The 26436-nt window shown below is 67.7% G+C and carries 29 protein-coding genes and 1 tRNA gene; 9 read left to right on the top strand and 21 right to left on the bottom strand.

Annotation, left to right across the window (positions count from 1 at the left end):
• Positions 1–124 precede the first annotated feature (124 nt).
• A complete protein-coding gene (locus Q1K09_RS09890; protein WP_300345247.1) occupies positions 125–2026 on the bottom strand; it encodes a choice-of-anchor G family protein in 1902 nt (633 codons plus the stop codon).
• A 248-nt stretch (positions 2027–2274) separates the two neighbouring features.
• A complete protein-coding gene (locus tag Q1K09_RS09885; RefSeq protein ID WP_300345246.1) occupies positions 2275–3561 on the bottom strand; it encodes an adenylosuccinate synthase in 1287 nt (428 codons plus the stop codon).
• Between the two features lie 201 nt (positions 3562–3762).
• Between Q1K09_RS09885 and Q1K09_RS09880 the strand changes: the two genes are divergently transcribed.
• Together Q1K09_RS09880 and Q1K09_RS09875 are read left to right on the top strand one after the other, a co-directional pair.
• On the top strand, positions 3763–4470 hold the full coding sequence (locus Q1K09_RS09880; protein ID WP_300345245.1) for a hypothetical protein: 708 nt from the start codon (positions 3763–3765) through the stop codon (positions 4468–4470).
• Positions 4467–4898, top strand: coding sequence for a helix-turn-helix transcriptional regulator (locus Q1K09_RS09875; protein ID WP_300345243.1), 432 nt, complete (start codon positions 4467–4469; stop codon positions 4896–4898). Before Q1K09_RS09880 ends, Q1K09_RS09875 begins: the two co-directional genes overlap by 4 nt.
• Before the next feature lie 262 nt (positions 4899–5160).
• Here the strand turns inward: Q1K09_RS09875 and Q1K09_RS09870 are convergent, their stop codons facing one another.
• Complete coding sequence (locus Q1K09_RS09870) at positions 5161–5814, bottom strand: thymidine kinase (RefSeq protein WP_300345242.1); 654 nt, start codon at positions 5812–5814, stop codon at positions 5161–5163.
• 74 nt (positions 5815–5888) lie between these two features.
• On the opposite strand from Q1K09_RS09870, the gene Q1K09_RS09865 reads away from it, so the two are divergent.
• Positions 5889–6650, top strand: a complete 762-nt coding sequence (locus tag Q1K09_RS09865) for a class I SAM-dependent methyltransferase (protein ID WP_300345241.1) — start codon at positions 5889–5891, stop codon at positions 6648–6650.
• Positions 6651–6678: 28 nt separating this feature from the next.
• On the opposite strand, the gene Q1K09_RS09860 is transcribed toward Q1K09_RS09865, so the two are convergent.
• The 11 genes from Q1K09_RS09860 to Q1K09_RS09810 all read right to left on the bottom strand — a co-directional run bounded on the left by Q1K09_RS09860 (position 6679) and on the right by Q1K09_RS09810 (position 16465).
• On the bottom strand, positions 6679–7104 hold the full coding sequence (locus tag Q1K09_RS09860) for a DUF3151 domain-containing protein (RefSeq protein WP_300345239.1): 426 nt from the start codon (positions 7102–7104) through the stop codon (positions 6679–6681).
• Between the two features lie 23 nt (positions 7105–7127).
• A complete protein-coding gene (gene phnE / locus Q1K09_RS09855; RefSeq protein WP_300345237.1) occupies positions 7128–8282 on the bottom strand; it encodes a phosphonate ABC transporter, permease protein PhnE in 1155 nt (384 codons plus the stop codon).
• Entirely contained in the window at positions 8279–9313 is a 1035-nt protein-coding gene (gene phnE, locus Q1K09_RS09850) for a phosphonate ABC transporter, permease protein PhnE (protein ID WP_300345235.1), read from the bottom strand. Before phnE (Q1K09_RS09850) ends, phnE (Q1K09_RS09855) begins: the two co-directional genes overlap by 4 nt.
• Positions 9310–10212, bottom strand: a complete 903-nt coding sequence (gene phnC, locus Q1K09_RS09845) for a phosphonate ABC transporter ATP-binding protein (protein WP_366909300.1) — start codon at positions 10210–10212, stop codon at positions 9310–9312. The genes phnE (Q1K09_RS09850) and phnC overlap by 4 nt, the downstream gene beginning before the upstream one ends.
• Before the next feature lie 117 nt (positions 10213–10329).
• The gene (gene phnD / locus Q1K09_RS09840; RefSeq protein ID WP_300345233.1) at positions 10330–11418 is read right to left on the bottom strand and encodes a phosphate/phosphite/phosphonate ABC transporter substrate-binding protein; all 1089 of its coding nucleotides are present in this window, start codon (positions 11416–11418) and stop codon (positions 10330–10332) included.
• Positions 11419–11833: 415 nt separating this feature from the next.
• On the bottom strand, positions 11834–12640 hold the full coding sequence (locus Q1K09_RS09835) for an HAD family hydrolase (RefSeq protein WP_300345232.1): 807 nt from the start codon (positions 12638–12640) through the stop codon (positions 11834–11836).
• Between the two features lie 261 nt (positions 12641–12901).
• The gene (gene fbaA / locus Q1K09_RS09830; protein WP_300345231.1) at positions 12902–13924 is read right to left on the bottom strand and encodes a class II fructose-bisphosphate aldolase; all 1023 of its coding nucleotides are present in this window, start codon (positions 13922–13924) and stop codon (positions 12902–12904) included.
• Positions 13925–14205: 281 nt separating this feature from the next.
• Positions 14206–15090: a fructose bisphosphate aldolase gene (locus Q1K09_RS09825; RefSeq protein ID WP_300345229.1), complete on the bottom strand. Its 885-nt coding sequence runs from the start codon at positions 15088–15090 to the stop codon at positions 14206–14208.
• A 79-nt stretch (positions 15091–15169) separates the two neighbouring features.
• Positions 15170–15490, bottom strand: coding sequence for an AzlD domain-containing protein (locus Q1K09_RS09820; RefSeq protein WP_300345252.1), 321 nt, complete (start codon positions 15488–15490; stop codon positions 15170–15172).
• A gap of 2 nt (positions 15491–15492) precedes the next feature.
• The gene (locus Q1K09_RS09815) at positions 15493–16194 is read right to left on the bottom strand and encodes an AzlC family ABC transporter permease (protein WP_300345228.1); all 702 of its coding nucleotides are present in this window, start codon (positions 16192–16194) and stop codon (positions 15493–15495) included.
• A complete protein-coding gene (locus Q1K09_RS09810; protein WP_300345226.1) occupies positions 16187–16465 on the bottom strand; it encodes an Lrp/AsnC ligand binding domain-containing protein in 279 nt (92 codons plus the stop codon). The genes Q1K09_RS09815 and Q1K09_RS09810 overlap by 8 nt, the downstream gene beginning before the upstream one ends.
• A gap of 299 nt (positions 16466–16764) precedes the next feature.
• Here Q1K09_RS09810 and Q1K09_RS09805 point away from each other — a divergent pair, with 299 nt between their 5' ends.
• Positions 16765–17319, top strand: a complete 555-nt coding sequence (locus tag Q1K09_RS09805) for a dihydrofolate reductase family protein (RefSeq protein WP_300345224.1) — start codon at positions 16765–16767, stop codon at positions 17317–17319.
• A 63-nt stretch (positions 17320–17382) separates the two neighbouring features.
• Here the strand turns inward: Q1K09_RS09805 and Q1K09_RS09800 are convergent.
• From Q1K09_RS09800 to Q1K09_RS09785, 4 genes are all read right to left on the bottom strand, one after another.
• Positions 17383–17455 (bottom strand) — tRNA-Ala (locus Q1K09_RS09800).
• 45 nt (positions 17456–17500) lie between these two features.
• The gene (locus Q1K09_RS09795) at positions 17501–18559 is read right to left on the bottom strand and encodes a diacylglycerol kinase family protein (protein WP_300345222.1); all 1059 of its coding nucleotides are present in this window, start codon (positions 18557–18559) and stop codon (positions 17501–17503) included.
• Positions 18556–18990: a VOC family protein gene (locus Q1K09_RS09790; protein WP_300345221.1), complete on the bottom strand. Its 435-nt coding sequence runs from the start codon at positions 18988–18990 to the stop codon at positions 18556–18558. Before Q1K09_RS09790 ends, Q1K09_RS09795 begins: the two co-directional genes overlap by 4 nt.
• Complete coding sequence (locus tag Q1K09_RS09785) at positions 18987–19319, bottom strand: metalloregulator ArsR/SmtB family transcription factor (RefSeq protein WP_300345220.1); 333 nt, start codon at positions 19317–19319, stop codon at positions 18987–18989. Before Q1K09_RS09785 ends, Q1K09_RS09790 begins: the two co-directional genes overlap by 4 nt.
• A gap of 176 nt (positions 19320–19495) precedes the next feature.
• Here Q1K09_RS09785 and Q1K09_RS09780 point away from each other — a divergent pair, with 176 nt between their 5' ends.
• The 3 genes from Q1K09_RS09780 (at position 19496) to Q1K09_RS09770 (ending at position 21523) form a co-directional block, all read left to right on the top strand.
• Positions 19496–20224, top strand: a complete 729-nt coding sequence (locus tag Q1K09_RS09780) for an aspartate/glutamate racemase family protein (RefSeq protein WP_300345219.1) — start codon at positions 19496–19498, stop codon at positions 20222–20224.
• Positions 20225–20351: 127 nt separating this feature from the next.
• Positions 20352–21134 (top strand): alpha/beta hydrolase, encoded by a 783-nt coding sequence (locus Q1K09_RS09775; protein ID WP_300345217.1) that lies wholly within the window; start codon positions 20352–20354, stop codon positions 21132–21134.
• Between the two features lie 86 nt (positions 21135–21220).
• Positions 21221–21523: an MGMT family protein gene (locus Q1K09_RS09770; RefSeq protein WP_300345215.1), complete on the top strand. Its 303-nt coding sequence runs from the start codon at positions 21221–21223 to the stop codon at positions 21521–21523.
• Between the two features lie 64 nt (positions 21524–21587).
• Here the strand turns inward: Q1K09_RS09770 and Q1K09_RS09765 are convergent, their stop codons facing one another.
• Entirely contained in the window at positions 21588–22247 is a 660-nt protein-coding gene (locus Q1K09_RS09765) for an RNA methyltransferase (protein WP_300345213.1), read from the bottom strand.
• Positions 22248–22287: 40 nt separating this feature from the next.
• Between Q1K09_RS09765 and Q1K09_RS09760 the strand changes: the two genes are divergently transcribed.
• Positions 22288–23472, top strand: coding sequence for an aminotransferase class I/II-fold pyridoxal phosphate-dependent enzyme (locus Q1K09_RS09760; RefSeq protein WP_300345212.1), 1185 nt, complete (start codon positions 22288–22290; stop codon positions 23470–23472).
• Here the strand turns inward: Q1K09_RS09760 and Q1K09_RS09755 are convergent.
• Both Q1K09_RS09755 and pyrE read right to left on the bottom strand, forming a co-directional pair.
• Positions 23429–24742, bottom strand: a complete 1314-nt coding sequence (locus tag Q1K09_RS09755; protein WP_300345210.1) for an MFS transporter — start codon at positions 24740–24742, stop codon at positions 23429–23431. The two genes, Q1K09_RS09760 and Q1K09_RS09755, sit on opposite strands and share 44 nt — an antisense overlap.
• Before the next feature lie 48 nt (positions 24743–24790).
• On the bottom strand, positions 24791–25351 hold the full coding sequence (gene pyrE / locus Q1K09_RS09750; RefSeq protein WP_300345250.1) for an orotate phosphoribosyltransferase: 561 nt from the start codon (positions 25349–25351) through the stop codon (positions 24791–24793).
• A gap of 153 nt (positions 25352–25504) precedes the next feature.
• Between pyrE and nadE the strand changes: the two genes are divergently transcribed.
• The gene (gene nadE, locus Q1K09_RS09745) at positions 25505–26329 is read left to right on the top strand and encodes an ammonia-dependent NAD(+) synthetase (protein ID WP_300345208.1); all 825 of its coding nucleotides are present in this window, start codon (positions 25505–25507) and stop codon (positions 26327–26329) included.
• Positions 26330–26436: the final 107 nt, after the last annotated feature.

Raw genomic sequence — 26436 nt, 5'->3', positions numbered from 1 at the left:
CTCGGTCGCATCAGCATCAGCCTCAGCATCCGGGTCCACCGCAGCATCCGCGTCAGCGTCAGTCTCCTCGGTCGCATCAGCATCAGCCTCAGCATCCGGGTCCACCGCAGCATCCGCGTCAGCGTCAGTCTCCTCGGTCGCCGGTCTGGTCCTCAAGGACGGTGAACGGAGCTTCAGCAGTGACCTCCGGACGGTCCACATCGGTGGCCACAGCCGTCAGCTCGGCGGGCTCGGTGCCCTCGGGCACGGTCCAGTCCGTGGTGAAGATGCCGTCCGCGTTGACCGCGACGCCTTCGATGGTGTCGACGACGTTTCCGTCGGCGTCGAGGATCTCGACGTCGACGGTGGAGTCGGGCCAGTAGCCAGTGCCGTCAATCGAGACTGTCTCGCCTGCGTAGACACTCTCCGGAGCAACAGTCACCACCGGGTCCGCGGCGAAATCCTCTGCGTAGACAGAGGAGGATGCCAATGGAAGGGCGACCGCCCCCGCATTGGGAAGCACCGTCAGCTCAGCTGCTCGCACGGTGAAGGACGTCTCGCCCAGATCGCCGAGCTCACCCAGTTCGGTCGGCTGCACATTGACGGTGAGGCTGACAAGCCCTGGCAGTGCATCGAGCGTCGGCCCGAGGGCGGCCAGTAAGCCGTCAACAACGCCCTGTACGCCGTCGCCCAGCAACTCCTCCAGGCTTGGAAGAGCGGTGACCAGACCATCGGTCAGCGGTCCCACGATGTCGTCCAGCACCGCCGCGACCAGCCCGTTCAACAGTTCTTCTGCACCCACCCCGATGACGCCGAGTACGTCACTGAGAATGCCCTCCAGAAGGGTCACTTCAATATCGTCGGAGGTCACTCCGCCCTCAAGCAGATCACCCAGGGTGGTATCGATGGAGATGTCGGCAATATCGCCCGCGATCAAACCGCCGAGCAGGCTCACGGACCCGGTCAGCTCGATGGTGACCGAGGTGTCCTCCAAAGCCGCCGTGAGCACCTCGTCGAGGGTGGCACCCAGCCCAGAAAGGATATTCGTCACCTCAGTGGTGATCGCGCTCAGCTCGGTCTCAGAAAGCACCTGAGTATTGGGATCCAGCCCATTGAGAGTTCCCCCGGCGTACAGCTGCTCCACATCCACCAGGATCTGTCCGGTGGAGAGGTCGATGGTCACCGCGCCGGACTCGCCGGTCAGCTCTCCCTCCAGCACGGGAGCCAGCGCTGACTGGAGGTCGACGTCGACACCCAGTACAGGCTCAGAAATCTGGACGCCGAGGAGCCCCAGAACGTCAATCTCCGTCTGTGGGATCTCACCGAGAATATTGTCCTGCAGTGTCGCGTCCAGAGTCTCATCCAGGCCCGCGACGACGGCAGTAAGGTCATCCGTGAGCGCTCCGACCGCCGGGGAGTCGATTACGAGATCAGCACCGGCCAGCGTGTAGTCGCTGCTGATCGTGCCGGCTTCCTCGGTTACGCTGGAGGCCACGGCACGCAGCTGCAGCTCCACTGCATCAATGACGCCCGTGGTGTCGACACCCAGCTGCGATAGGGCGGCAGTCAGATTGACGTTCGCGAAGTCGCCGGAGGCGCCGCCGACGTCGATCGCGCCGTCGCCGGTGATGGTGCCCGAGGCGGCGGTGGCCTCCGACGGCAGCGGCGTGGAGGCGTAGTTGCTGGCGGCCCCCACGTTGGTGCCGTCAAGCGTGATGGGAACCGAGACTCCCCCCACATCTAGGTTGAGGACTCCCCCAAGGGCATCCACATCGACGGTGCCCGTGACAGGATCATCGCCGGCATTGTCTACGTAGTTCTGCTCGGCAGTGCCGACGGTGGCAACGTCCAGGCCGAGCGCATCGGCGTCGATCAGCGTCGCCAGTGCATGGCTGCGGTGCTCACCGTCGTCGGCGTACGCCGGAGCGCTGCCCACCATGGTGAGTCCCGAGACCAGCGCGGCGCTGGTGAAGACCGCCCCTAGGCGTTTGAGCGACCCCGGAGGGTTCGCTCCCGCCTGGTGCGCATCTGTAGTTCTGTCCCTCACTTGGACTCCCTCAGAGTTGCTAGCCATATCCAATTACCGACTCAACACCTCTTGGCTGGAAGCCTCGGATTCCTGATCCGCCGGTGCGCCGGATTCACCTGCGTCAAGTCAGGGAGACAGGGCATCCCAGAACTGACACTCGGGTGCCAAGCTAGCACACCTACTGAGAGATTTACAGTTTATGTTCAGCTTATATTTGGTTGACGGCCAGTTCTGGGGCGATTCTCAGCCCGTCCGACCGCAGGGGCTCAGTCGATGAGGTCGCGGATCTGGATCACCTGGTCACGGCCGGGACCCACGCCGATGGCGGAGAACCGCGTGCCGGACATCTCCTCCAGGGCCAGCACGTAATCCCGCGCATTAGGCGGCAGATCCTCCAGAGTGCGCGCACCGGTGATGTCCTCCTCCCAACCGGGGAAGGTCTCATACACCGGCTCGGCATGGTGGAACTCCGTCTGGGTCATCGGCATCTGGCGGTGCAGCGTGCCGTCGACGTCGTAGCCCACACACACCGGGATCTCCTCAATCCCGGTGAGCACGTCCAGCTTGGTGAGGAAGAAGTCGGTGAACCCGTTGACGCGGGCGGCGTAGCGGGCCATGACGGCGTCGTACCAGCCGCAGCGGCGCGGGCGCCCGGTATTGACGCCGAACTCGCCGCCGGTCTTCTGCAGGTACTCGCCCCACTCGTCGAAGAGTTCAGTGGGGAACGGTCCGGCGCCCACACGTGTGGTGTAAGCCTTCACGATCCCGATGGAGCGGGTGATGCGGGTCGGTCCGATGCCCGAGCCCACCGAGGCGCCGCCAGCGGTGGGGTTCGATGACGTCACGAACGGGTAGGTGCCGTGGTCGACGTCGAGATAGGTGGCCTGCCCACCCTCCATGAGCACCACTTTGCCCTCGTCCAGTGCGTCGTTGAGCAGGATGGTGGAGTCCACCACCATCGGGCGCAGCCGCTCGCAGTAGCTGAGGAAGTATTCGGCGATCTCGTCCACGGTGATCGCCCGGCGGTTGTAGAGCTTGACCAGCAGCTCGTTCTTCTGCCGCAGGGCCCCCTCGATCTTCTGCCGCAGGATGGACTCGTCAAAGATGTCCTGCACCCGGATGCCCAGCCGGCCGACCTTATCCATATAGGTGGGGCCGATGCCGCGGCCGGTGGTACCGATGGCCCGTTTGCCCAGGAAGCGTTCGGTGACCTTGTCCATGGTCTGGTGGTAGGGCGCCACCAGGTGGGCGTTGGCGCTGATGCGCAGCCGGGAGGTGTCCGCCCCGCGAGCCTCCAGTCCGTCGATCTCCTCGAAGAGGGCCTCCAGGTTGACCACCACGCCGTTGCCGATCACCGGGGTCGCATTCGGGGAGAGGATTCCGGCCGGCAGCAGCTTCAGCTCGAACTTCTCGCCGCCGACCACCACAGTGTGCCCGGCGTTATTGCCGCCATTGGGCTTGACCACATAATCCACGCGTGAACCGAGGAGGTCCGTCGCCTTGCCCTTCCCCTCATCGCCCCACTGGGCACCGACGATGACGATGGCTGGCATGGGCAGGTCCTTCCGGGCAGATTACGGGCCAAAGTGAGTCTACCAACGGCGCCTGCGCCCAGATCGATGCCGGTGTATCATATCTGATACCATCAGAGTGGAGCCGATGCCTCGACAGGACGTCCCGGCAGGGGCCGTCCCCCGCGGATCTCCGCCAGCTCCCCTGCACGCATCCCGAGCACTTCTGAGCCGGAGGGCACCGTGAGTGATCACTATCCGATCGAGGAGCTGAATGCCGGCCTGGTGGAAGTTCTGGAGTCAGCCGCCGAACTCCAAGAACGGATCCCTGATGCCACACGGGTGGGCGGGACGGCTGCCGCACTCTACGCCGGGCACCGCACCTCGCACGACCATGATCACGTGGTGGGAGACCTGAGAGATCGGTACGACATCATTCTTGAGGCTCTGGAATCAGAACCTGACTGGGTCACCAACCGCGTGACCCCGGGAAAAGTCATTCTGGGACAGATCGGCGATATCGAAGCGGGGGTGCGCCAGCTCATACGCACAGTCCCTCTCGAGGTCCGTGAAGTGGGCCTGCCCAGCGGCAGCACGGTACGAGTGCCCACCCAGGAGGAGACGTTGAGGATCAAAGCATTCTTGGCGGTGAAGCGGAACCAAGTGCGCGACTACCTGGATATCGCGGCACTCTCCCACCGGTACGGTCGCGGGCGTGCGGCACAGACGCTCTCAGAGATCGACCGGTACTACACCGACCCCGGTCAGCGCGGCACTCCGGTGGCCGACCAGGTGGCGCGGCAGCTTGCTGACCCCAGACCCAAAGACTCGCGCTCTCTTCAGAGACTGCAGAACTACAAGGGGTTGAGGCCGCGCTGGCAGAAGTGGGAGAACGTCACAGAAGTTCTCACCGACGTAGCCGGGCGCATGACAAGGAGGGACTACCGGTGAAATTCCGGAACCTGACGGTCTCTCCGGAAGATCCCGTCGATCAGTGGGGCGTCGAGGGCATCCTCACCGCCATTGACCGCGGCGGCTTGGAGCACTGGCAGCGCATTGCCTCCGCCGTGCGGAAAGAGCCCTACGGCGAAGCAGCGGCAGACCTGGAGGAGGCACTCGAGCTTGCTGAGGACTCCGGCGTCGTCGCGCTGCTCAGCAGGTCACTGCAGGATGCCCGAGCCAGTGAGCGCGAGCGGTTCTCGCAGCGATTCCGCGCCCTGGTGGACGATTTCAACGGCACACACGAAGACGTGGCACGCCTGGTGGGAACCTCCCGCTCCAGGGTCAGCTCCTACTGCTCAGGCTCTGTGGTCCCGTCTGCGGCAGTGCTCGCCGCGCTGGAGGATGCAGTCGCACGGCGACGCGCAGATCTGCTGTAACCCTCCGGGGACGCCGTCGTCGGATCGACCTCCGGCGTCTCAGCGCTGCGCGACGCCGGTGGCGGCGCCGCACATCTGCGCGCCGAATGATCAGCCGACGACGGCGTTTCACTCCCGGAGCATCACGACGACGTCACCGGCGAGGGGGTGCGCGACCTGGTGCGCTGGGTGCGGGGTGAACCCGCGCCCGGCCGCCGGGACGCCGAGGTTCCGGCCGTCTGAGAGGTCGCTGACGCGCCGAGCAGACTTACGCCCGGCCGCCTCAGCCCAGCCGGCCGCCGCTGGCGTCCAGATAGCAGGCAGCGCAGAGCGATTCGTAGGTCACCTCGGCCTGTTCGATGGCGACCTGGTCGCCGTCGAAGACGATCTCATCGCCGATCCGGCGGGTGTTGAACACCGCTTTGCGCCCGCACCGGCAGATGGTCTTCAGCTCCTCCAATGAGTGGGCGATGTCCATCAGCCGGGCCGAGCCGGGAAAGGCCCGGACCCGGAAGTCTGTGCGGATGCCGTAGGCCAGCACCGGCACGTTATCCAGCACCGCGATGCGCAGCAGGTCATCCACCTGCTCAGGGGTGAGGAACTGGGCTTCGTCCACCAGCAGGCAGGCCACCGGCTTCACCCCGCTGCGCAGTGCGCGGGCGGCGTCCTCATCGGCGTCGTCGAGCAGCGTGCCCGGAGTGCTGGCCGCGGCGTGCTGACCGAAGAGCTCACGCAGATCATCCTGCGCGCCGATGAGGAAGTCCACCGTCCGAGTCACGCCCAGCCGGGAGACGATCTCTGAGGCGCCCTTCGTGTCCAGCGCCGGCTTGGCCAGCAGCACCCGCTGGCCGCGCTCCTCATAGTTGTGCGCAGCCTGCAGCAGTCCAGTGGACTTCCCGGAGTTCATCGCCCCGTAGCGGAAGTACAGCTTGGCCATCCCGGTCCTCCTCACGCCCTGTGCTGGGCTTCGCGGCCCCGATCAGTGTAATGAGTCGCCGGTAGTCTGCTGCCATGTTCAGGCGTGCCCGTCCCCCACAGGTTCCCATCACCGATGCCCGCACCCCGGAGGAAGCTGCCCGGGACTATATGCCCGCCGCGGAGCGCAGGTGGCTGAACCCGCTGCGCCTGCTGCGCCACCGGTGGGACGGGATTCACCGGCTGCGGAGCCGCACCGCCGAGCTCGCCGGGATCGAACCTGGCCAGCGGGTGCTCGACGTCGGCTGCGGCGCCGGGGAGCTGTGCCTGCAGATCCTCACCCAGCACCCCGATGCGAAGGTGACCGGGCTGGATCCCGATGCCGATGCGCTGCGCCGTGCCGCCCGCCGGGCTGGGCGCTGGATGCTCCGGCGCCGCCTGGGCCGGTCCGGCAACCCCGCCCCAGTGCGGAGTCTCCCGCTGCAGCTGGTGGTCGGGTTCGCCGACCGGCTGCCCTGTGAGCCGGCCAGCTTCGATCACGTGGTCTCCTCCTTCGCAGTGCATCACCTGCCGGCCGAGCAGCAGCAGCGGTTCGCGCGCGAAGCACTGCGGGTGCTGTCCCCCGGCGGACGGATCACGCTGGCGGACATGGCAGGCCACGGGCACAGCGGGGAGCACCACCACGACAGCGACCGGCCGGCCAAGCAGCACGGCGACGGCGGGCTGGTGCAGCTGCTCACCGAGGCTGGGTTCCTCCACGCCGCGGTGATCGAGGAGGCCTCCCACCGGGTGGGACGCATCGTCTATGTGCAGGCGAGCGCCCCGGGCCCCGGGGAGCAGCGGCTCGCCGGGGCCTGAGCCCCAGGCGCGCCGGCGGGCCGGGTATTCAGCCGCGCAGCGCGGAGATCTCCTGCTGGGCTCCCGGGTCGCAGTCGTTCAGGAGCGTGGTGATGCGCTCGACCTCCGCCTCTTCGCCGATGGCGGCGGCGGCTTGGCCCAGCGCGGCCAGCGCGCGAAGGAATCCGCGGTTGGGCTCGTGGCTCCAGGGCACGGGGCCGGCTCCGCGCCACCCGTTGGCGCGCAGGGCGTCCAGGCCGCGGTGGTAGCCGACCCGGGCGTAGGCGTATCCCTCCACGGTGTAGCCGGCGTCGAGGGCCTCTTCGGCCAGCAGCGCCCACACCAGCGAGGAGGTGGGGTGCTTGGCCGCGAGGTCCACCGGCTCCTCACCGGCTGCCAGTGATTCGGTGACCTCAGGCTCAGCCGGCAGCAGCGTGGGCTCCGGCTCCATCAGATTGCGACCAACCATGCTCATAGGTCATATCCTACGGTCCTGACCTACAACCCCGCGGCGGCGCGCTGCTCCTTCGGTGCCGGGTCGTCATCCACCGGCGGAGTGTCTCCCCCGGAGCCGCCGTCGTCGTCGGCCTTTCCGCCGCGGCGGGCACGGACCGCAGCCCCGTGGATCACGCGGTGCCGGATGAACGCGGAGATCTGATCCACGATGATGGTCACCACCACAATGGCCACCAGCACAATGCCGATCCGGTCCCAGGCGCGGGCGTCGAACACGGTCGACAGCAGTGCGCCGATGCCGCCGGCGCCCAGCACACCCAGGATCGCTGAGGCGCGGATGTTGACCTCGAACCGGTAGAGCCAGATCGCGATGACCTCCGGCATCACCTGGGGCAGCACCGCCCAGCGGATCATCTGCACCTGATTCGCCCCGGAGGCGCGGGCGGACTCCAGCGGACCGGTGTCCACGGCCTCCACAGCCTCAGAGATCAGCTTCGAGAGCGTGCCGATGGCGCTGATGCCCAGCGCGAACGCTCCGGCCAGCGCGCCGCCGCGGCCGCCGACGCCGAAGAGCGGAATCATGATCGCGATGGCGAAGATGATCTCCGGCACGGCGCGGATGACCGCCAGGACGAACCGGGTGGGCAGATAGATGCCCAGCGGAGACATGTTGCGCGCGGCCAGGAATCCCATGGGCAGTGAGAACAGCGCACCGATGATTGTGCCGATCCAGGCGATGGCCACTGACTCGATCATCGCATTGAAGGACTGGATCCAGTAGCCGCGCACGACGTCGTCGGGATCAGTGATGTCGAAGGGCTGGAGTATCCCCTGCAGCATCAGCTGCCCGTACTGCCAGATATTTCCCGGCATCTGCAGCAGCGCGCCCAGGTCCATGCCGGTGCCGTAGAAGGCGGCGATGACAATGATCCCGGCCGCGATCATCGCGAGGTTGTAGCCGAGTTTGGAGGGCCGCACCGGCCGGTCGAACAGGTCCGGCTGATAGGCCGGCTTCCCCTCCGGTGTGCGGTTGGCGTCCGGCCGGGAGCTGCTGCCCGGGCCGGCGTGGGTGCTGCGGCGCGCGGTCCCAGCATGCTCTGCGCTCCGCCCGGCAGTGTTGGGCCGCTCGCTACTGAGCTGATCGGTGTTGGGCCGCTCGGTGCTGGGCTGATCGGGGCGGCGGTCCTCGGTGCTCACATCAGCCTCCTGCGGATCCACATGGAGAACAGGTCCACCAGCAGCACCACCACAATGAGTGCGTAGAGGATCGCGGCCACGTTCTCCCAGGCGAACCGGTTCATCTGCAGGCTCAGCTCCTGGCCGATGCCGCCGACCCCCACAATGCCGATGGCGGTGGAGGCGCGGATGTTCAGCTCGAAGACGTAGAGGCTGTAGGAGACGAATCCGGGCATCACCTGCGGCAGCACTGCGATCCGGTCGCGCTGGAGCAGGTTCGCCCCGGCGGCGTCGGCCGCTTCGATGGGCCCGGGACTGACCGCATCGATGGTCTCGCCCAGCAGCTTTGCGACGATGCCGATGTTGAACATCAGCAGCGCCAGCACACCGGCCAGCGGACCCAGCCCGTAGGCGGTGCCTCCGATCAGTGCCACAAACAGCAGCGCCCATCCCACGTCCGGGATGGAGCGGACCACCGAGTTCAGCGCCTTCACGCTCTGGCTGGTGGGCTTGTTCGGGCTGGAGACCGGGGAGGCGATCATGGCCAGCAGCAGGCCGATGAAGCAGCCCAGTGCCGTCGCGACGATGGCCATGTTCAGGGTGGTCAGCCACTGGTCCCAGACGCCGAACACATAGGACCAGTTGGGCCGGAAGAACGCCTGCAGCTGACCCTCCAGGTTGCTCCACCGCTCCGGGATGCTGGTCAGGGAGAAGTTGATGCGCGCACCGGCCCAGTAGGTGAAGATCACGAAGCTCAGCGCGCCGAACGCTGCCATAGCCCCGGTGCGGGTGCGCCAGCACACCGCCAGAACCGCCAGCATCACCAGGAATCCGATGAGCGGATTCTGCGGGGCCCACAGCATGATCTCCCCCAGCGGCACATACAGCACCGCGGTGGACTCCCGGGTCTGCCAGAACCAGATGAAGGCAGCCACCGCCAGTGCGGCCAGACCCAGGTAGATCGCCAGGCTGGGCCTGGGCGGAGTGGGTCGGGACGCAGGCTTCACCTCCGCGGCGGGGCCGGCGTCGGCAGGCGAGACAGCAGCAGTCACGTCCGGCCCTGTTCGGTCTCACCGCCGGGGGCTGCCACAGGCTGCTGGGCCTGGCCGTCCGCGGCCTGTGTGGCAGTCGGTTCCGCAGCCTCCTGCTCCGGGGCGGTTGGCAGATCGTCCAGGCTGACGGCGACGTCGACGGCGGCCACGTCCTCAGCGGTCAGCGAGCGCTGGTAGACCTCCTCGATGACCGCGTCGGTGGCTTCACTGGTGGGGCCGTCGAACACCACTGAGCCGGCGCGCATTCCGATGATGCGGTCTGCGTAGCTGCGGGCCAGGTCCAGGTGGTGCATGTTCACAATGCAGGTGATGCCCAAGTCCTGCTGGATGCGCCGCAGGTCACGCATCACCTGGTGGGCAGTCGGCGGGTCCAGGGAGGCCACCGGCTCATCAGCAAGGATGACTTCTGGGTCCTGGGCGAGCACGCGGGCGATGGCGACCCGCTGCTGCTGGCCGCCGGAGAGCGCGGAGGCCCGGTTATAGGCCTTATCCACGATCCCGACCCGCTCCAGGGACTGGAAGGCGATCTCCTTGTCCTCAGCCCGGTACCAGCCCAGCAGCGACCTCCACGTAGGGGTGAACGCTGAGCGACCGGTGAGCACATTGTTCAGCACGCTGATGCGGGTCACCAGGTTGAAGGACTGGAAGATCATCCCCACCCGGGACCGCAGCTGGCGGAGCTTGGATTTGCTCTTCGGGTCCATCAGGGTTCCGCCGACGGTCAGAGTGCCGGCGGTGTAGGGCACCAGCCCGTTGATGGTCCGGATCAGGGTGGACTTGCCTGCTCCGGAGAGACCGACGATGGCGACGAACTCTCCGCGGCTGATGGTCAGATCGACTCCGCTGAGTCCTTTGAACCCGTTGGGGTAGACGACGTCGACGTTTTCGAAAGTGATCATGTGGTGATATCCCTGCTGAGCCGGGGTGCGGGTCTCACGCCTGAGTCTAGGCGGTGAATCCCCGCACCCCGTGCCTCAGCGGCGCCGGGTCAGCAGTATGCTTCAGCGGCGGTCGGATCAGGCGTCGTCGCCGAAGGACTGGTAGACCTGGCGGGCCACGTCCAGTGCGGCTTCATCAGCCGGTGCGACGCCCTCAAACTCGTAGACGTCGTAGAGCGGGTCGCCCTCACCCAGGTTGCCGTCGCCGGCGAAGGAGATGAACGCGTCGGTGATCAGCTGACGCTCCTCCTCGGTCAGGTCCCCGGAGGCGACGATGCCGTCATTGGGGATGGGGCCGGCCCAGGCGAAGACCACGACCTCCTGCCCCACGTCAGGGGCCTCCTCGATGATGTTGTTGCGTGCGTCGTCGAAGGAGGTTCCGATGTCGATCTGGCCGTTGTAGACGTTGAGAACCGACTGGTCATGGCCGCCGGCGAACTGAGCGTCGACCTCGATGCCCAGCTCATTGAGCTGGGTCTGCGGGAAGTAGTAGCCGCTGGCGGAGCCCTCGTCCACGTAGGAGACGGTGGTGCCGTCCTCGATCAGCTCCAACGCTTCTTCACCCATGGGGCCGTAGTCGGCGAAGTTGCCGTCCTCGTCCACGATGCCGTTGCAGAACAGGAAGGGCTCAGCCTCCTCCTGCTCCACGGCCACCGGCTCGTCCAGGCAGTAGGTGTCCGGGTCGTTGGTGAACCACTGGGTGACGTACTGGTCGGAGCCGTAGCGAATGGCCTGCAGGATCGGCACGCCGCCGGCCTGCTCCTCGGCCTGGATCATGCCCACCGGTCCGGACATCAGCACCTGCACGTCGCCGGACTGCATGCCCTGGATGACGCCGAGGTAGTTGTCGGCCACGAAGATCTCCACCGGGTACCCGTCCAGCGCCTCGGAGAGCTGGTCGGCAATGCCCTCGGCATCTTCGACGATCCCTTCCTGGTCCTGAGAGGGGACCAGGCCGATGACCAGAGGATCGCCGTCCAGGGACGTGATCTCTGCGCCGCCGTCCTCCGAGCCTGCGTCGCCGCCGTCGCCGTTCTCTGCGGTCTCCTCAGTCTGATCCTCGGCGTCGTCGTCGCCGGTGATCTCCTCGGCGTCGCCGGCACAGGCCACCAGGCCCACAGTCAGGACACTGGCCAGCGCGAAGGCGGCCTTCGGTGTTCTACGCATTGTCTAACGTCCTTCGGTCATCAAGATGCAGGTGCGTTCCGGGCGCCGAGCGCGCCCCCGAACCGCGGTGATTCCGCGGGTCTGCTCCAAACTCTAGAGCGCGGTGAACCTTGCCACAACCTGAAAGCCGCTTTTTCGTGAAGCTGTCACCTGTTGTTTACCTGGGCAGAGTCGGCGCCGGTCGGCGGCTGCCGCTCACAGACTGCCGGAGGACTAGGCACGCGTGCGCCGCCCTGCTGCTCCCGCTCAGAAGCTGCCGGCGGACCAGGCGCTCATGACCGCCGTAGGCCTGCTGCTGCCTCTCACAGGCCGCCCACGGAGCAGACGCTCTCCCTCTGGCACCGGTCTGCCGCTCCTACTCAGATACTGCCAGCGGACCAGGCGCTCATTACCGCCGTAGGTCTGCTGCTGCCATTCAGAGACTGCCGGCAGACCAGGCGCTCATGATCGGCGCCGCGTCCTCCCAGCTGGTCACCCGGTGGTCGGGGTCCCCCAGTCCGGTGCCGAAGCGATCGATGAGCACCGTGGTGCCCCCGATGCGGGCCACATGCTGGAGATCGTTGGCCCAGATGTCGCCGACCGAGAGCACGTGTTCGGCAGGCACCGTCTGCTCTGCTGCGGCGCGTGCGCTTTCAAGCGCCGCCGGCATACCGAAGGGCTTGCGCGCATCGTTGATCACCGCGTCGAAGCTGTCCTGCAGCCTCAAGGTCTCAAGCCAGGGGGCAAACCCCTCGGCCGGAGAGTTGGTGATCAGCACGACGGCGGCATGGGTGCGCAGCTGCTGCAGCAGTTCGGATGCGCCGGCCGGGGCGTGCAGATCGCAGTGCTCCAGACCGGCGTCCACCAGCTCGCGCCGGGCCTGCCGGAAGCAGGCGCCGGACTGCTCAGCGGTGAGTCCGGCCTGATGGGCCAGCAGCTGGGTGAGCTGGTAGCCGTCCTGCACCGGCCAGGAGACCGGATGAGCCTCAGTCGTCTCAGCCGGCTCGCCCTGCGCTGCAGCCAGCGGTGTCCCATCCGAGCGGTAGGCGATCTCCTCTGCCAGCAGGTCATCGCGCTCCAGCGCCTGCTTCACAATGCTGTGCACACTGCGCGGCAGACGGTCGGACAGCCCCCGGTCGGCCAGCATGGCATCGACCGCACGCGCGTAGGTCAGGACGGGGTCCTCCCCCAGGCACAGCGTGCCGTCAAAGTCCAGCACGATCAGTCGGTTCCGCTCCGCCACGTGGTGTCCCCTTCCTGCTGCTCTTCCGGTCCTGCCTCACGGATGTGGGCTCGGGCCGTCCCAGCAGCCGCCCGCTCTCAGCGGCCGCCGCGTGCCATCACGTCCCCCATTTTTCACCGACACGCCATTTTCGGCCCGCGGTGAAAAGCTAGGGACAGCACAGCGGGCGGCGGGCGCGCGGCAACACACCGGGCGGCAGGCGCACACCAGCGCAGCACGTATGCGGCAGGCCTCGGCGGGCCCGCGCCGTCCGGCGGGGGCCTACTTGATGGACTTGCCGGCCGAGCCCAGCTGCTGGGCCGCCTCCACCACGCGGGCAGCCATGCTCTCCTCGGCCTTCTTCCCCCAGACGCGCGGGTCGTAGGTCTTCTTATTGCCCACCTCGCCGTCGACCTTCAGCACGCCGTCATAGTTGGTGAACATGTGGCCGGCCACCGGACGGGTGAAGGCGTACTGAGTGTCGGTGTCGATGTTCATCTTGATCACGCCGTAGGAGACGGCATCGCGGATCTCCTGCTCGGTGGAGCCGGAACCGCCGTGGAACACCAGGTCGAAGGGACGCTCGGTGCCGTACTTCTTGCCGGTGGCGTCCTGAATCTCCTTCAGGATCTCCGGACGCAGCTTCACATTGCCGGGCTTGTAGACGCCGTGGACGTTGCCGAAGGTCAGCGCGGTGATGTAGCGGCCCTTCTCCCCCAGCCCAAGGGCCTCCAGGGTCGCCACCGCGTCCTCCACGGTGGTGTAGAGCTTCTCATTGATCTCGTTCTCCACACCGTCTTCCTCGCCGCCGACGGTGCCGATCTCCACCTCCAGGATCTGCTTCGCGGCCGCGGCGCGGGGCAGCAGTTCGGCCGCGATCCGCAGGTTCTCCTCCAGAGTCTCTGCGGATCCGTCCCACATATGGGAGTTGAAGATGGGGTCGCGCCCGGCCTTGACCTCCGCCTCGGAGGCCTCCAGCAGCGGCAGAACGAATCCGTCCAGCTTGTCCTTGGGGCAGTGGTCGGTGTGCAGCGCAATATTGACGCCGTAGTTCTTTGCGACCTCTTTGGCGAAGGCCGCGAAGCCCAGCGAACCGGCCACCATGTCCTTCACCGAGGAGCCGGACCAGTAAGCCGCCCCTCCGGTGGAGACCTGGATGATGCCGTCCGACTCGGCCTCGGCAAAGCCCTGCAGCGCCGCGTTGAGGGTCTGGGAGCTGGTGACGTTCACCGCGGGGTAGGCGTAGCCGCCGGCCTTGGCGGCGTCGATCATCTGCTGGTACTTCTCCGGTGTTGCAATGGCCACGTGCGAGCTCCTTCGAGGTCGGGTCGGACTGCACAGCGCAGCACGCCGGGCCGGCCTTCGGGCGCGGGGCGCCGTCCTGGGGCCGAACCGGGGTGAAGCAGCGCTGCCGTGCCTCCATCCTACGGCAGGGCAGATCGAGAGTCAGAGGCCGCGGCCTGTCCGGAAGGCGGCGCGTCGTCGCCCGCGGCGCCGGTGCGTGCTTCGGCGAGCAGCATGCCGACGTCGTCGATCAGCGTGAAGCCGGACGCCGGCGTGCAGCCCGCGGCGCTCAGGAGCGGGCCTCAGGTGAGGGAGGCTCGGTAGATCGACTCGATGGTCTCATCCAGGGTCTGGTTGAACTCCTCGTCGCTCTGCTGAGCGGTGAGCCCGTCCAGCAGCGCCCGGCTGAAGCTGGCGATCAGGCCGTGGTTGCGGGACAGCCGCTCGTTGGCCTCCTGGCGGGTGTAGCCGCCGGAGAGCGCGACGACGCGGGCGATCTTGGGGTGCGCGATCAGGTCGGAGTAGAAGTTGTCGATCTCTGGGATGGTGATCTTCACCGCGACCTTCTCATCGCCCAGATCTTCCAGCCGGTTGAGGATCTCTTCCTTGAGGATCTCCTCTGCCTGCTGCTTGTCAGGGGCGTTGATGCTCACCTCCGGCTCAAGGATGGGGACCAGGCCTGCGTCGAGCACTTCGCGCGCCAGTTCGAACTGCTGCTGGACGACGGCGGCGATACCTTCCTGGTGGGCGGCGTGGATCACCGAGCGCTCCTTGGTGCCGAAGACGCCGGCCTCGCGGGCTCGGGAGAGCAGCTGATCCAGGTTCGGGATCGGGCGCATCAGCTGCACATCCTGCTGGGTCTCCTCCAGCCCCTTGTCGATCTTCAGGAACGGGATGATGCCGCGGCTGCGCAGGTACTCCGCGAAGCCCTTGCCGTCGATCTGCCCATCCAGGGTGGCTTCGAAGAGGATGGCCCCCAGGATGCGGTCGCCGGTGAAGGCGGGGCTGGTGACGATCCGTGTGCGGGCCTGGTGGATGAGGCGGAACATCTCCTCCTCAGAGTCATACTCCGAGTCCTCGATCCCGTACAGCCGCAGTGCCTTAGGCGTGCTGCCCCCGCTCTGGTCCAGGGCGGCGATGAATCCCTCGCCGGTCTCGAAACGGTGCAGTTCGTTCTGATCACCCATGGGTACTCCTTTGTACTCCTCGGTGTGGCGACGCTACCTGGAGGCTAACACTTCCCCGCAGCGCGCGGCAGGGTCTGGATCAGGGGAATCCGAGCATCCGCAGACCCGCGGCGGCGGCCGCTCCAGCGAGCACCACCACGATGAACGGGGCACGCAGCAGCAGCGCCGCGGCTGCGGCCAGCAGCGCGCCGAGGCGCGCGTCGATGGTGATGCCGTCGTCGGCGGAGAAGGTGTTCATGGCCACCAGGGCAGCCAGCAGCGCCACGGTCAGCACACCGGAGATCTGGGTCACCAGCCGGTGCTGCAGCCAGGCGGCGGGCACCAGGTAGCCCAGGATCTTGGTGGCGTAGGCGGCCGCGCAGGCCAGCAGCACCCAGAACCACAGGGACTGAGGGTCCATACTCACAGCGGCTGCTCCTTCCGGGCGGAGACCACGCCCCAGATCACCGCCACCGCGGCGGCGATGAGGATCGGCACCCCGGGTGGGACCATCGGCATGGTCAGTGTGGTGATCAGGGCGGCAAGCACCGCCAGCGCCCAGGGTTCGCGGGAGCGCAGCCGCGGCCACAGCAGCCCGAGGAAGGCGGCGACGACGGCGCCGTCGAGTCCGAGGGCCTCCGGGTCGGCGATGAAGTCACCCAGGAGGGCTCCGATCACCGTGGCGAGGTTCCACCCTACGAAGCACGCGACGCCGGTGATCCAGAAGCCGCGGCGCTGCTCGGCTGCGGTCTGCTGGGCGGTGGAGGTGGCCATGGTCTCATCGATGGTCACCTGAGCCGCGGCGTATTTGGCGGCCCCGGCGGGGTTCAGCAGAGCCTTGAGCTGGACCGCATAGATGGTGTTGCGCAGGCTCAGCAGGGTTGCTCCGCCGAAAGCCGCCGCCCCGGAGCCGCCGGAGGCGATGACGCCGATGAAGGCGAACTGCGAGCCGCCGGTGAACATCAGAAAGCTCAGCGCCACCGTCTGCCAGAACGTCAGCCCGGAGGCCACCGCCAGTGCGCCGAAGGAGATGCCGTACAGGGAGATGGCCGCGGCGATCGCCAGGCCGGTCTTCGCCGCCGGAGTCAGGCGCAGCAGTGCGCCGTCGTCGTGGTGCTCAGTCATCGAGCCCCAGTGCGAACCCTGCTTCCAGGTCTGCGCTGGAGTACTCGCGGAAGGCCACCATCGTCTCGGTGTCGTGAATGGTGGCAACTTTGGCGATCTTCTTCGGCACCAGGTCGGCCAGATCCTCAAACGGCGCCTTGACCACAGCGATGAGATCCCATTTGCCGGTCACCGAGTAGACGGCGTCGACTTCGTCGATGTTGACGATCTCCTGCGCCGCCTCCGGAATGCCGTGGGGGTCGGTCTTGATCAGCACAAACACTGTGGCCATGGCCTCATTATGGCATTGACTCGCCGGACCCGGAGCCGATCACTGATGCTTCGACGCGGAGGGCCCGCCGGCGCAGGAGAGGATCCCGACCGGGTCGAACCCGGCGACTCCCAGGGCGGCCACCACACTGAGGTGCGGCGAGCGGGCCCAGTTCAGAGCTGGGCATTCCTTCCGGCTTACCGCACCTGCAAGGCCGCCACGGCGCGACGGCGATGGCGACTGCTTGCGGGCCGCAGACCTGGCGCGCCTCGTTGGCCGACCCGTAGCATCGAGGCCCCACCGGCACCAGGAGGCCGCAGATGCTGATCTACTTGATTACCGCCTCAGTGGACGGATACATCACAGACCGGGAGGGATCCTTCGGCTGGACCGTCCCGGACGAAGAACTCTTCGCATTTCATCTGGAGCGTGTCCGCGAGCTGGGCGGAGTGCTGTGCGGCCGCAGACTCTACGAGACGATGCTGCCCTGGGAGACCGATGCGGGAACGCGGCAGGACGGCCCGAGCACTGAGTTCGCTGAGGTGTGGACTGCGCTGCCGAAGGTAGTGTTCAGCCGCACCCTGGACCGCGTAGAGGGCCGCGCCTGTCTGGCACAGGGGTCGGTGGCCGAAGAGATTGCCGCCATGTCCGCCTCCACGCCGAAGGACGTGGAGATCGGGGGCGCCGATCTGGCCGGCCAGGCTATTGAACGTGGCCTGGTGGATGAGATCCGCATCTTCCGCGCGCCCCGCATCCTAGGGGGAGGAACCTCGCTGCTGCCGGCGGTGGCCCAGGCAGTGCCCCTGGAGCTGGTGGAGTCCCGGGAGTTCTCCACCCCGGTGCTGTATGAGCGGTACCGACGGTTGAGACACTGAGCCGTCGCGCCACCGGCTTGCCGAGGTCCTCGAAGCAGCTCGGGCGCAGCGGCCGAAGAATAGTGGAGCTATGCGGAATCGAACCGCAGACCTTCTCGATGCGAACGAGACGCTCTACCAACTGAGCTATAGCCCCATGTACCCGCAATAGGATAAGCCGTGGTCAGGCTGGGGCGAAAATTCAGCCGAGCAGCCGCACCGCACCGGGGACCAGCTCCACGGTCACCTCGGCCGGAGACTCCGACTCTCCGGAGAGCATCTCGTCGCCGTCGGCGAAGACCGGCACTCCGGCGGGCACCGTGATGCGCACCTGCCGGGCGCGACGGGTGGTCAGCGGGCGCAGCCAGGCGTGACGGCGCAGCATCAGCAGCGGGAAGAGCGCGATGAGTCCGGCCCGCGGCAGCGGTGCCACGTGGCTGACCTCAGCCCATCCGTCGTCGAGCCGCGCCTGCGGAGCCAGCGGGATGCCCCCGCCGATGCAGGTGCCGTTCTGCACGCACACCAGGGCACAGGACAGCTGCACGGGCGCGGCCGCGTCGATGCCCAGCTGGAAGCTCGTCGGCCGAAACTGCGGAACCTCCCGAGCCAAGGCACTGAGGTACCGCAGCGGGCCCGGCACGCTGGAGAGCTGATTGGCCCGCCGGTTGACCCGGGCGTCAAATCCGATATTCACCGAGTTCCCCACCCAGCGCGGGGACACCTGCTCTGCGCGGGACTCAGCATCAGTCGCTGGGACTCCGGGGGCGGCGGCCCCTGGCGCGGCGGTGTGGGGCGCGGGGGTGCTGGGGTGCTGCGTGACGGTCAGGCGCAGCGCGTCCACCGGCCGGCTCGGCAGGCTGGGCTGCTCCAGGGCGTCCAGCACCCGGCCCACTGCCTGCTGCGACCGGCCCCGCGGGATGCCTGCAGCCCGGGCAAAGTCATTGCCTGTCCCCACCGGAACCACACCCAGCGGAATGCCCCGTTCAGCCGTGAGTCCCACACCTGCGGAGACCATGCCGTCGCCGCCGTAGACCACCACCGCATCCAGCCCACGGTCGACGGCGCTGCGGGCTGCCTCCATCTGCGCCCGCTGGTCGCTCGGGTCGGGCACTATCAGCTCACACTGCAGCCCCGCGCGCCGGTCCAGGTGCTGCTGCGCCCGCTCCAGGGCCCACCCCTGGCCCGCGGCAGGGTTGAGCAGCACCAGCACGCGCCGCCTGATCGGCCGGCCGGCCGGCTGCTCCGGCGGGGAGATGCTCACGCGGCGCCGGAGCCGGACGCGGAATCCGCTGCGGTCACGTCTGCGGCGGGTTCGGTGGCGATCTGGATCAGGTTGCCGCAGGTGTCGTCGAACACCGCGGTGGTGACCTCACCCATATCGGCAGGCGGCTGGGTGAACTGGACACCCAGGGCGCGGAGGCGCTCGTACTCGGCGTGCACGTCATCGACCGCGAAAGAGGCGAAGGCAATGCTGTCGGCGACCAGGGCTCGCTTGAACGGCCCCACAGCCGGGTGGCCGTCCGGCTCCAGCAGCAGCTGGGTGCCCTGCGGGTCCTGCGGGGAGACCACGGTCAGCCAGCGGGCCTCGCCCAGCGGCTCGTCATACTTCTTCTGAAATCCGAGAATCTCGGTGTAGAACTCCAGCGCCTTCTGCTGGTCGTCCACCAGCACGCTCGTCAGGTGTATTCTCACGCGGTCTCCCCTGTCTGCCCCGTCTGCCGAGGCGGTGCGGTCCTGCTGCTGATGCCGGCGTCGGAAGCCAACCAACGGCGGGCAATGGGCTCCAGCGGCGCAGTGTCGATGGTGTGGAACTTATAGCGGCCCTCCCGGCGGCTGCGCACCAGCCCGGCGGATTCCAGCACCTCCAGATGCTGGGAGATCGCCTGCCGCGAGATGCTGAGCTGATGCTTGGTGGCCAGGCGGCCGCACAGTTCGAACAGCGTCTGGTCATCGCGTTCGCGCAGCTCGTCCAGGATGGTGCGCCGGGTGGGGTCAGCCAGTGCCTTGAACACGTCGTCCACACCGCCACAATATGCAAGTATTTACTTGCCCGTCAAGAACCAGACCCATTTCGCGGGAACTTTTGCATGAGGGACCCATTTCGCGGGAACTTTTGCATGAGGCACGGGGCCCTTCCCGGGAACTTGACCGTGAGGCATCACGGGGGAGAGTGCGGGGATCGGATACCGTACCGTCCATGAAGATCGGGGTTTTCGACTCCGGCGCGGGAGGCCAGGCCGTAGCCGAGCGCCTGCGCCAGCTGCTGCCGCAGGCCACGGTGATCACCGCTGATGATCCGAACCACGTCCCCTACGGCAGCCGCAGCGCCGCCGAGGTGCACCGGCTCACCGACGCGGCGATTCAGCCGCTGCTGAGGGAGAACTGCGATGTGATCGTTCTGGCCTGCAACACCGCCACTGCCGCGGCGATCGACAAGTTGCGCGCCGACTACCCGCATGTCCCGTTCGTCGGCCTGGAGCCGATGGTCAAACCCGCCTGCAGCTCCTCCGCCACTGGGGCTGTGGCAGTGTGCGCCACCCCGGCCACGCTGGGCAGCCGGCGCTACCAGAGGCTGAAGGAGACGTGGGCGGAGGGCGTCACAGTGGTGGAGCCGGACTGCTCCGCGTGGGCGGAGATGATTCAGCACGGCCGCGCCGAGTCCGTTCCGCTCACCGAGCTGCAGGACCTGGTGCAGCGGCACCGGGTTGACGTCGTCGTGCTCGCCTGCACCCACTATCACTGGCTGAAGCCGCGCATCGAAGCCGCGCTGGGCCCGGGGGTGCCCGTGCTGGAGCCCTCGGATGCGATCGCTTCGCAGATCCGCCGGGTCACCTCCGCGGCCGCGCAGTCCCCCGCCCGCGTGGGAGCCGCGCAGCCCCCGGCCGCCGCCGCAGCGCTTTCGCCGGCACAGACGGCGCACCCCTGAGCTGCCGGTCGGGCGCCTCACCGCTGAGCGACCGATCAGGCGCCCCACCATTGCATGGCCAATCGGGCGCCGCCACTGAGCAGCCGATCAGGGGCCTCACCACTGAACGGGCGATAAGGTATTTCCCATGGCAGATCAGGGGGCCCAGACATTCCGTTCCGGCGAGCACACGCTGGTCTATCACCGCGTGGGCAGCGCAGCCCAGCCCGTCGTCGTGCTCGTCCACGGTATTGGGATGGGACGGGTGGTCTACGCCGAGCTGACCGAGGAGCTGAGCCGCAGCGCCACCGTCTACGCTCTGGACCTGCCCGGCTTCGGGGACTCTCCGGAGTTGGACGCCCCGCTGAGCATGCCGGCCACCGGGGATCTGCTCGCTGAGTTTGTGCGCGGTCTGGGGTTGGAGGACCCGGTGCTGGTGGGTCACTCCATGGGCGGGCAGGTGGTGGCCGAGGCTCTGGCCCGCCACCGGCAGCTGTGCTCGCGTGCTGTGCTGGTCGCCCCCTCGGTGAATCCGGCCGAACGGTCTATGCCGCGCCAGGCTGTGCGCATGCTGCAGGACCTGGCCGGGGAGAGTCCCAAGGTGCTGGCGCTGGGCGCCTACTCCTACGCCAAAGCCGGCCCCCGGTGGTTTCTGCGCAAGATGCGGCAGATGCTGGCCCACCGCCTGGAGGAGACGCTGCCGCAGATTGAGGCCGAAGTCATGGTGCTCTACGGGGACAAGGACCGGGTCTGTCCGCCCGCCTGGATGGAGAAGGTCGCGGACCTGATCCCCGCCGCGTATCTGCGCGCGATTCCCGGTACGGGGCATGAAGCGGTGATCAGCACCGGGCAGCCGGCCGCGCGGCTGATCCTGGAGCATGCGCAGTCCGGGAAGCCGAGGGCTGAGGTCACCGTCCGGCAGCGGAACTGAATGCAGGGCAGACTAGGGCGCCGGGCAAGCCGGCGCGCCGGGCGAGCCGCACTGGCAGGCCGCAGAGAGCTGAAGGAGGCACCGCGGTGGAGGAGCAGATGCATCACCGAGTGCGCGAGATCATCGCGGCCGTGCCGCCGGGCCGAGTCGCCACCTATGGGGATATCGCTGCACTGGCCGGCGTGCCGAACCCGCGGCAGATCGGGTGGGTGCTGCGCGAGGACGGCGGGGACCTGCCCTGGCACCGGATCCTGCGGGCCACAGGTGTCCCGGCCGAGCATCTGCGCACCGAGCAGCTGGCCCTGCTGCGCGCCGAGGGCGTGGTAGCCCACGGGTCTCGGGTGGACCTGCGCCGCTACCGGTGGGATCCCGACGCCGACCACGACTGACCCTGGCCGAACGGCGCAGCCGGCCCGGGGTGGGCCAGGCGAAACGGCCGCACCGGGCGTCCGGCTATCCGCCCAGGTCGACGTGCTGCCGGATCCAGGCGTGCATGGCGATGCCGGCGGCCACTCCGGCGTTGATCGACCGGGTGGATCCGAACTGTGCAATGGAGAGCGTGTCTTGCGCGCAGGCCCGAATCTGCTCACTCAGGCCCGGCCCCTCCTGGCCGAAGACCAGCACGCACCGCCGCGGCAGCTGGTAGGTCTCCAGCGGGAGAGAGTCGGGGAAAAGGTCCACCCCCAGCACAGGCAGGTCCTCTTCGGCCGCCCAGGCCGCAAAGTCTTCCACTGTGGGGTGATGGCGGACGTGCTGATACTTGTCGGTGACCATCGCTCCACGCCGGTTCCAGCGGCGCTTGCCGATGATGTGAACCTCTCGCGCCAGGAAAGCGTTGGCGGTGCGCACCACTGTGCCGATGTTGAAATCGTGCTGCCAGTTCTCGATGGCGATGTGGAAGTCATGCCGCCGGGCGTCGAGGTCCGTCACGATCGCTTCATGCGACCAGTAGCGGTACTCATCGACCACATTGCGCCGGTCCCCGTGCCGCAGCAGCTGCTCATCCCAGTGCTCGCCCTCCGGCCAGGGGCCCTCCCACGGGCCCACGCCGACCTCACGGTCCTCGGGAAACGGCCGGTCAGCGCCTGCGGGCTCGGGCTGGTTGTGCGTCATGAGGCTGAGCGTACTGCAGGCAGGTCGGTATTCTCGGTGTATGGGTGAACAGCAGAATCCTCTGGAAGTTCTGAGTATCGACCAGCTGCGCGAACGGACCTCCGCCAAATGGCAGGCGTTCGGTCCCGATGTGCTGCCGCTGTGGGTGGCGGAGATGGACGTGCCGCTTGCCGAGCCAGTGGCTCAGGCGCTGCGCCGGGTGGTGGAGCTCGGAGACACCGGCTATCCGCAGCCGCAGGCCTATGCCGAAGCGTTCGCCTCTTTCGCCGGCCGCCGCTGGGGCTGGCAGCCGCAGCTCTCCCAGATCCGGGCGGTGCCCGACGTCATGCGCGGAGTGGTGGAGGCCATCAAGATCGTGGGCGAGCTGACCGACACCGTGATCGTCAGCTCCCCGGTCTACCCGCCGTTCTACATGTATCCGGTCAGCGCAGGCCGGCGAGTGGTGGAGGCCCCGCTCGGCGCGGACGGCCGGCTGGACTTCGAGATGCTGGAGGAGTCGTTCAATCTGCGCACTATCGGCGGGCAGGCCACCTATCTGCTGGCCAATCCGCACAACCCCACCGGAACGGTGCACACCCGGGCCGAGCTGGAGCAGCTGGCCGAGCTGGCCAAGCAGTACGGCATCCGGGTGGTCGCCGATGAGATCCACGCTCCCCTGGTCCACGCCGGCGCAGAGTTCACCCCCTACGTGTCAGTGGATCCGCGCGGATACTCGGTGGTGTCAGCCTCCAAGGCCTTCAATCTGGCCGGGCTGAAAGCAGGGCTGCTCGTCGCTGGTGAGGACGCCGCAGACGAGCTGGACCAGCTGCCCCCTGAGGTCGCTCACGGCCCCAGCCACGTGGGTGTGCTCACCCACACCGCGGCCCTTGCTGAGGGGGACGCCTGGCTGGATGCGCTGCTGGCCGGACTGGAGTCCAACCGCCGGCTGCTGGGTCAGCTGCTGGAGGAGCATCTGCCGCAGGTGGGCTTCACCGCCCCGGAGGCCACGTATCTGGCGTGGCTAGACTTCAGCGCCTATGGGTTCGACGACGACGCACCCACACCCGGCGTCGAAACCCCGATCCACGGTCCGGCCAGACTTCTGCTGGAGAAGGCGCAGGTCGCCCTCACTGCGGGGCACCCCTTCGGCGAAGGCGGGCAGCGCCGAGCACGGCTGAACTTCGCGACCTCTGAGGCGATCCTCACTGAGGCGGTGCAGCGGATGGGTGCCGCGCTGGAACGCTGAAGGCCAGCGCCGCCAGCGCCACCGCTCCCATTCCGGCCAGCACCAGGTACATCAGCTCCCAGCTGCCCAGCAGCTGGGCGAGCCAGGCGCCCAGGGCCGGAGCCAGAGCCACTCCGAACATCACCGGGGCGTTGAACACCCCGGAGAGTCGGCCGTAGGCGCGCGGCCCCCACCGGTCGGTGACCGCGGTGGCCTTCAGCAGCGTGGAGATCCCGCGGCCCACACCGGCGACCATCGCCACACAGATCAGCCAGCCGGCATGCGTGGAGTCCACCGCCAGCGCGGCCGTGGAGACCGCCAACAGTCCGTAGATCCACATGTGGCGGGCCAGCACGCCGAGCCGCCGCTGCATGGCCCAGTAGAACAGCCGGCCCACCACTTGGCCGAATCCGCTGAGCCCCAGAATCCAGGCAGCCAGCGCAGTGGAGACGCCGCGTTCTACCAGCATCGGAACCATATTGATCATCGCGGCGAAGCCGGCCGTACTGCCCAGGGTCAGTCCCACTGTCATCAGAATGTAGACCCGCGAGCGCATCACACCGCGCGCGTACTGCCGGTCCGGATCTGCAGAGACCGGGGCGCCGTCGTCGTCTCCGCTCTCCTCACGGGGCCAGCGCCGGCGCAGCACGATGGCGTGGATCGGGATCGCCGTTGCCGCCAGCACCACAGCGAGCACCAGATAGACCCCGCGCCAGTCGAAGAAGGCTGCCAGCGCCTCAGTCACAGGGGCGAACACTGTGGAGGCCAGGCCGCCGATCAGGGTGATCACTGTCAGCGCGAAGACCCGGCGCGGGCCGTACCAGCGGGTCACCGCCGCAAATGCCGGCGGATAGAGATTGCCGGCCATGGCCGCCCCGGCCACCAGCCAACTCACCAGGAACACCGGATAGTTCGGGGCGAAGGCGATGCCGGCCAGGCTGGCTACACCCAGCACGGATCCGGCCGTCATCACCAGCCGGGGGCCTCTGCGGTCCAACATCTTTCCCACAGGGATGCCCAGCAGCGCAGAGACCACCAGACCCGCTGAGTAGGCAGCGGTCACTGAGGCGGTCGACCAGCCGGTGTCAGCGGAGATCCGCGCCGAGAGAACCGGGAATGCGTAGTAGAGGATTCCCCAGGCGATGATCTGGGTGGTGCACAGACCGGTCAGGATGACCGGCAGCGACGGACGGTCCTGCTGCGCGGGCCGGTCCGCATTGGCAGCCCTCTCGACAGGGTCGGGTCCTCTGCCTCTAGCGGGCCGCGCGCCTGCTGGGCTGCCGCGGCTCACGTGCCGCTCCGCCGAGGGGCTGGCCGCCGGGCCGGGCTGGCTGGGCGGTCAGTCAAGGCCGAAGTCGGTCTTGGAGTAGGCGTAGAGGCAGGGCACCTCGGCCTCGGCCTCGATCCGTTCCTTGGCTCCGGTGTCCCGGTCCACAATGATTGCTACCGCCTGCACTTCGCCGCCGGCGGCGCGCACGGCGTCCACGGCTGTCAGTGCCGAGCCCCCGGTGGTGGAGGTGTCCTCCAGCACCACCACGGGCCGGCCGGCGATATCCGGACCCTCCACCTGACGTCCCATTCCGTAGGACTTCGCAGCCTTGCGCACCACAAAGGAGTCGATGCCGCGGCCTTGGCTCGCGGCGGCGTGCAGCAGCGCTGTACCCACCGGGTCCGCGCCCATCGTCAGACCCCCGGCAGCGGCGAAGCTGATGCCGGCGTCGTCGAGCATCCGCAGCATGATCCGGCCCACCAGCGGAGCCGCCTCATGGTGCAGGGTGACTCGCCGCAGGTCCACGTAGTAGTCAGCCTCCTTGCCGGAGGAGAGCGTGACTCTCCCGCGCATCACGGCCAGCTCATCGATCAGATCCCGCAGCCGGGTCGCGTCGTCGTCAGTGGGCATCAGGGCAGAGGCGAAGGAAGCGCTGGCGGTCATATGCTCCATCCTACGCAGGGCCCTTTCCTCCGCCGAGAGGTCCGCACCATACCCGGCATCCAGCTGACGTCCAGGCAGGGTTCACCCGCCTGTCACGCCGTGCTCACTAGACTGTGCGGCATGCGCGAGCTTCAGGAAGCAATCATTGAGGAAATGGGCGTCAAGCCGCAGATCGACCCTGCCGAAGAGGTGGAGCGTCGAGTCGAGTTCCTGGCCTCCTACGCCCGGGCCTCCGGCGCAAAAGGGTTCGTGCTGGGCATCTCCGGCGGAGTGGACTCCACACTGGCGGGGCTGCTGAGCCAGAAGGCGGTGGAGAAGCTGCGCGCCGACGGCTACGAGGCCTCCTTCCACGCGCTGCGGCTCCCCCACGGGCTCCAGCAGGACGAGGCTGATGCCACCCAGGCCATGGAGTTCATCCAGCCTGACTACGCCCACACCTTCAACATCGAGAAGGCGGTCACCGGTGTTGATGTGGCCTTCCAGGAGGGCTTCGGCCGCCAGCTGCTGGACTACCACCGCGGCAATGTGAAGGCGCGCATGCGGATGATCATCCAGTACGCGGTCGCCGGCGAGCAGCAGGCACTGGTGATCGGCACCGACCAGGCCGCCGAATCGATCACCGGGTTCTTCACCAAGCACGGCGACGGCGGGGCCGATATCCTGCCGCTCTTCACCCTGAACAAGCGCCAGGTCCGCCAGATCCTCAAGCACCTGGGGGCGCAGGAGCACCTGTGGTCCAAGGCGCCCACCGCGGACCTGCTGGATGAGAATCCCGGGCAGCTGGATGAGGCCGAGCTGGGCATCAGCTACGAGCAGATCGACGACTATCTGGAAGGCCGCGAGATCCCCGACGACGCCGCGGCCCTGCTGGAGAAGCGCTATCTGGCCTCCCGGCACAAGCGCACCGTCCCGGTGACGCTGCTGGACGACTGGTGGAAGGACTGACCCCTCTCCCGCCCTCCGCTCGTCGAATGGCCGATTCAGTGCACCTCATCGGCGATTTCGGCCGATCTGCGGTAGTGATTTCACCACTCAACGCGGGGAGCTGATCT

Source organism: Nesterenkonia sp. (assembly GCF_029265375.1).
In the GTDB taxonomy this organism is placed as follows: domain Bacteria; phylum Actinomycetota; class Actinomycetes; order Actinomycetales; family Micrococcaceae; genus Nesterenkonia.
This window is presented reverse-complemented; position numbering and strand designations above follow the sequence as displayed.

Excerpts from the sequence above, each read along its gene's own strand:
- Q1K09_RS09780 (WP_300345219.1), top strand. The coding sequence starts at position 19,496 with ATGAAGATCGGGGTTTTCGACTCCGGCGCGGGAGGCCAGGCCGTAGCC.
- phnD (WP_300345233.1), bottom strand. The coding sequence starts at position 11,418 with ATGCGTAGAACACCGAAGGCCGCCTTCGCGCTGGCCAGTGTCCTGACT.
- Q1K09_RS09805 (WP_300345224.1), top strand. The coding sequence starts at position 16,765 with ATGCTGATCTACTTGATTACCGCCTCAGTGGACGGATACATCACAGAC.
- Q1K09_RS09815 (WP_300345228.1), bottom strand. The coding sequence starts at position 16,194 with ATGACTGAGCACCACGACGACGGCGCACTGCTGCGCCTGACTCCGGCG.
- Q1K09_RS09760 (WP_300345212.1), top strand. The coding sequence starts at position 22,288 with ATGGGTGAACAGCAGAATCCTCTGGAAGTTCTGAGTATCGACCAGCTG.
- Q1K09_RS09765 (WP_300345213.1), bottom strand. The coding sequence starts at position 22,247 with ATGACGCACAACCAGCCCGAGCCCGCAGGCGCTGACCGGCCGTTTCCC.
- Q1K09_RS09775 (WP_300345217.1), top strand. The coding sequence starts at position 20,352 with ATGGCAGATCAGGGGGCCCAGACATTCCGTTCCGGCGAGCACACGCTG.
- Q1K09_RS09885 (WP_300345246.1), bottom strand. The coding sequence starts at position 3,561 with ATGCCAGCCATCGTCATCGTCGGTGCCCAGTGGGGCGATGAGGGGAAG.
- pyrE (WP_300345250.1), bottom strand. The coding sequence starts at position 25,351 with ATGCCCACTGACGACGACGCGACCCGGCTGCGGGATCTGATCGATGAG.
- Q1K09_RS09870 (WP_300345242.1), bottom strand. The coding sequence starts at position 5,814 with ATGGCCAAGCTGTACTTCCGCTACGGGGCGATGAACTCCGGGAAGTCC.
- Q1K09_RS09860 (WP_300345239.1), bottom strand. The coding sequence starts at position 7,104 with ATGAGCATGGTTGGTCGCAATCTGATGGAGCCGGAGCCCACGCTGCTG.
- phnC (WP_366909300.1), bottom strand. The coding sequence starts at position 10,212 with ATGATCACTTTCGAAAACGTCGACGTCGTCTACCCCAACGGGTTCAAA.
- Q1K09_RS09865 (WP_300345241.1), top strand. The coding sequence starts at position 5,889 with ATGTTCAGGCGTGCCCGTCCCCCACAGGTTCCCATCACCGATGCCCGC.
- Q1K09_RS09825 (WP_300345229.1), bottom strand. The coding sequence starts at position 15,090 with ATGGGTGATCAGAACGAACTGCACCGTTTCGAGACCGGCGAGGGATTC.
- nadE (WP_300345208.1), top strand. The coding sequence starts at position 25,505 with ATGCGCGAGCTTCAGGAAGCAATCATTGAGGAAATGGGCGTCAAGCCG.
- Q1K09_RS09820 (WP_300345252.1), bottom strand. The coding sequence starts at position 15,490 with ATGGACCCTCAGTCCCTGTGGTTCTGGGTGCTGCTGGCCTGCGCGGCC.
- Q1K09_RS09810 (WP_300345226.1), bottom strand. The coding sequence starts at position 16,465 with ATGGCCACAGTGTTTGTGCTGATCAAGACCGACCCCCACGGCATTCCG.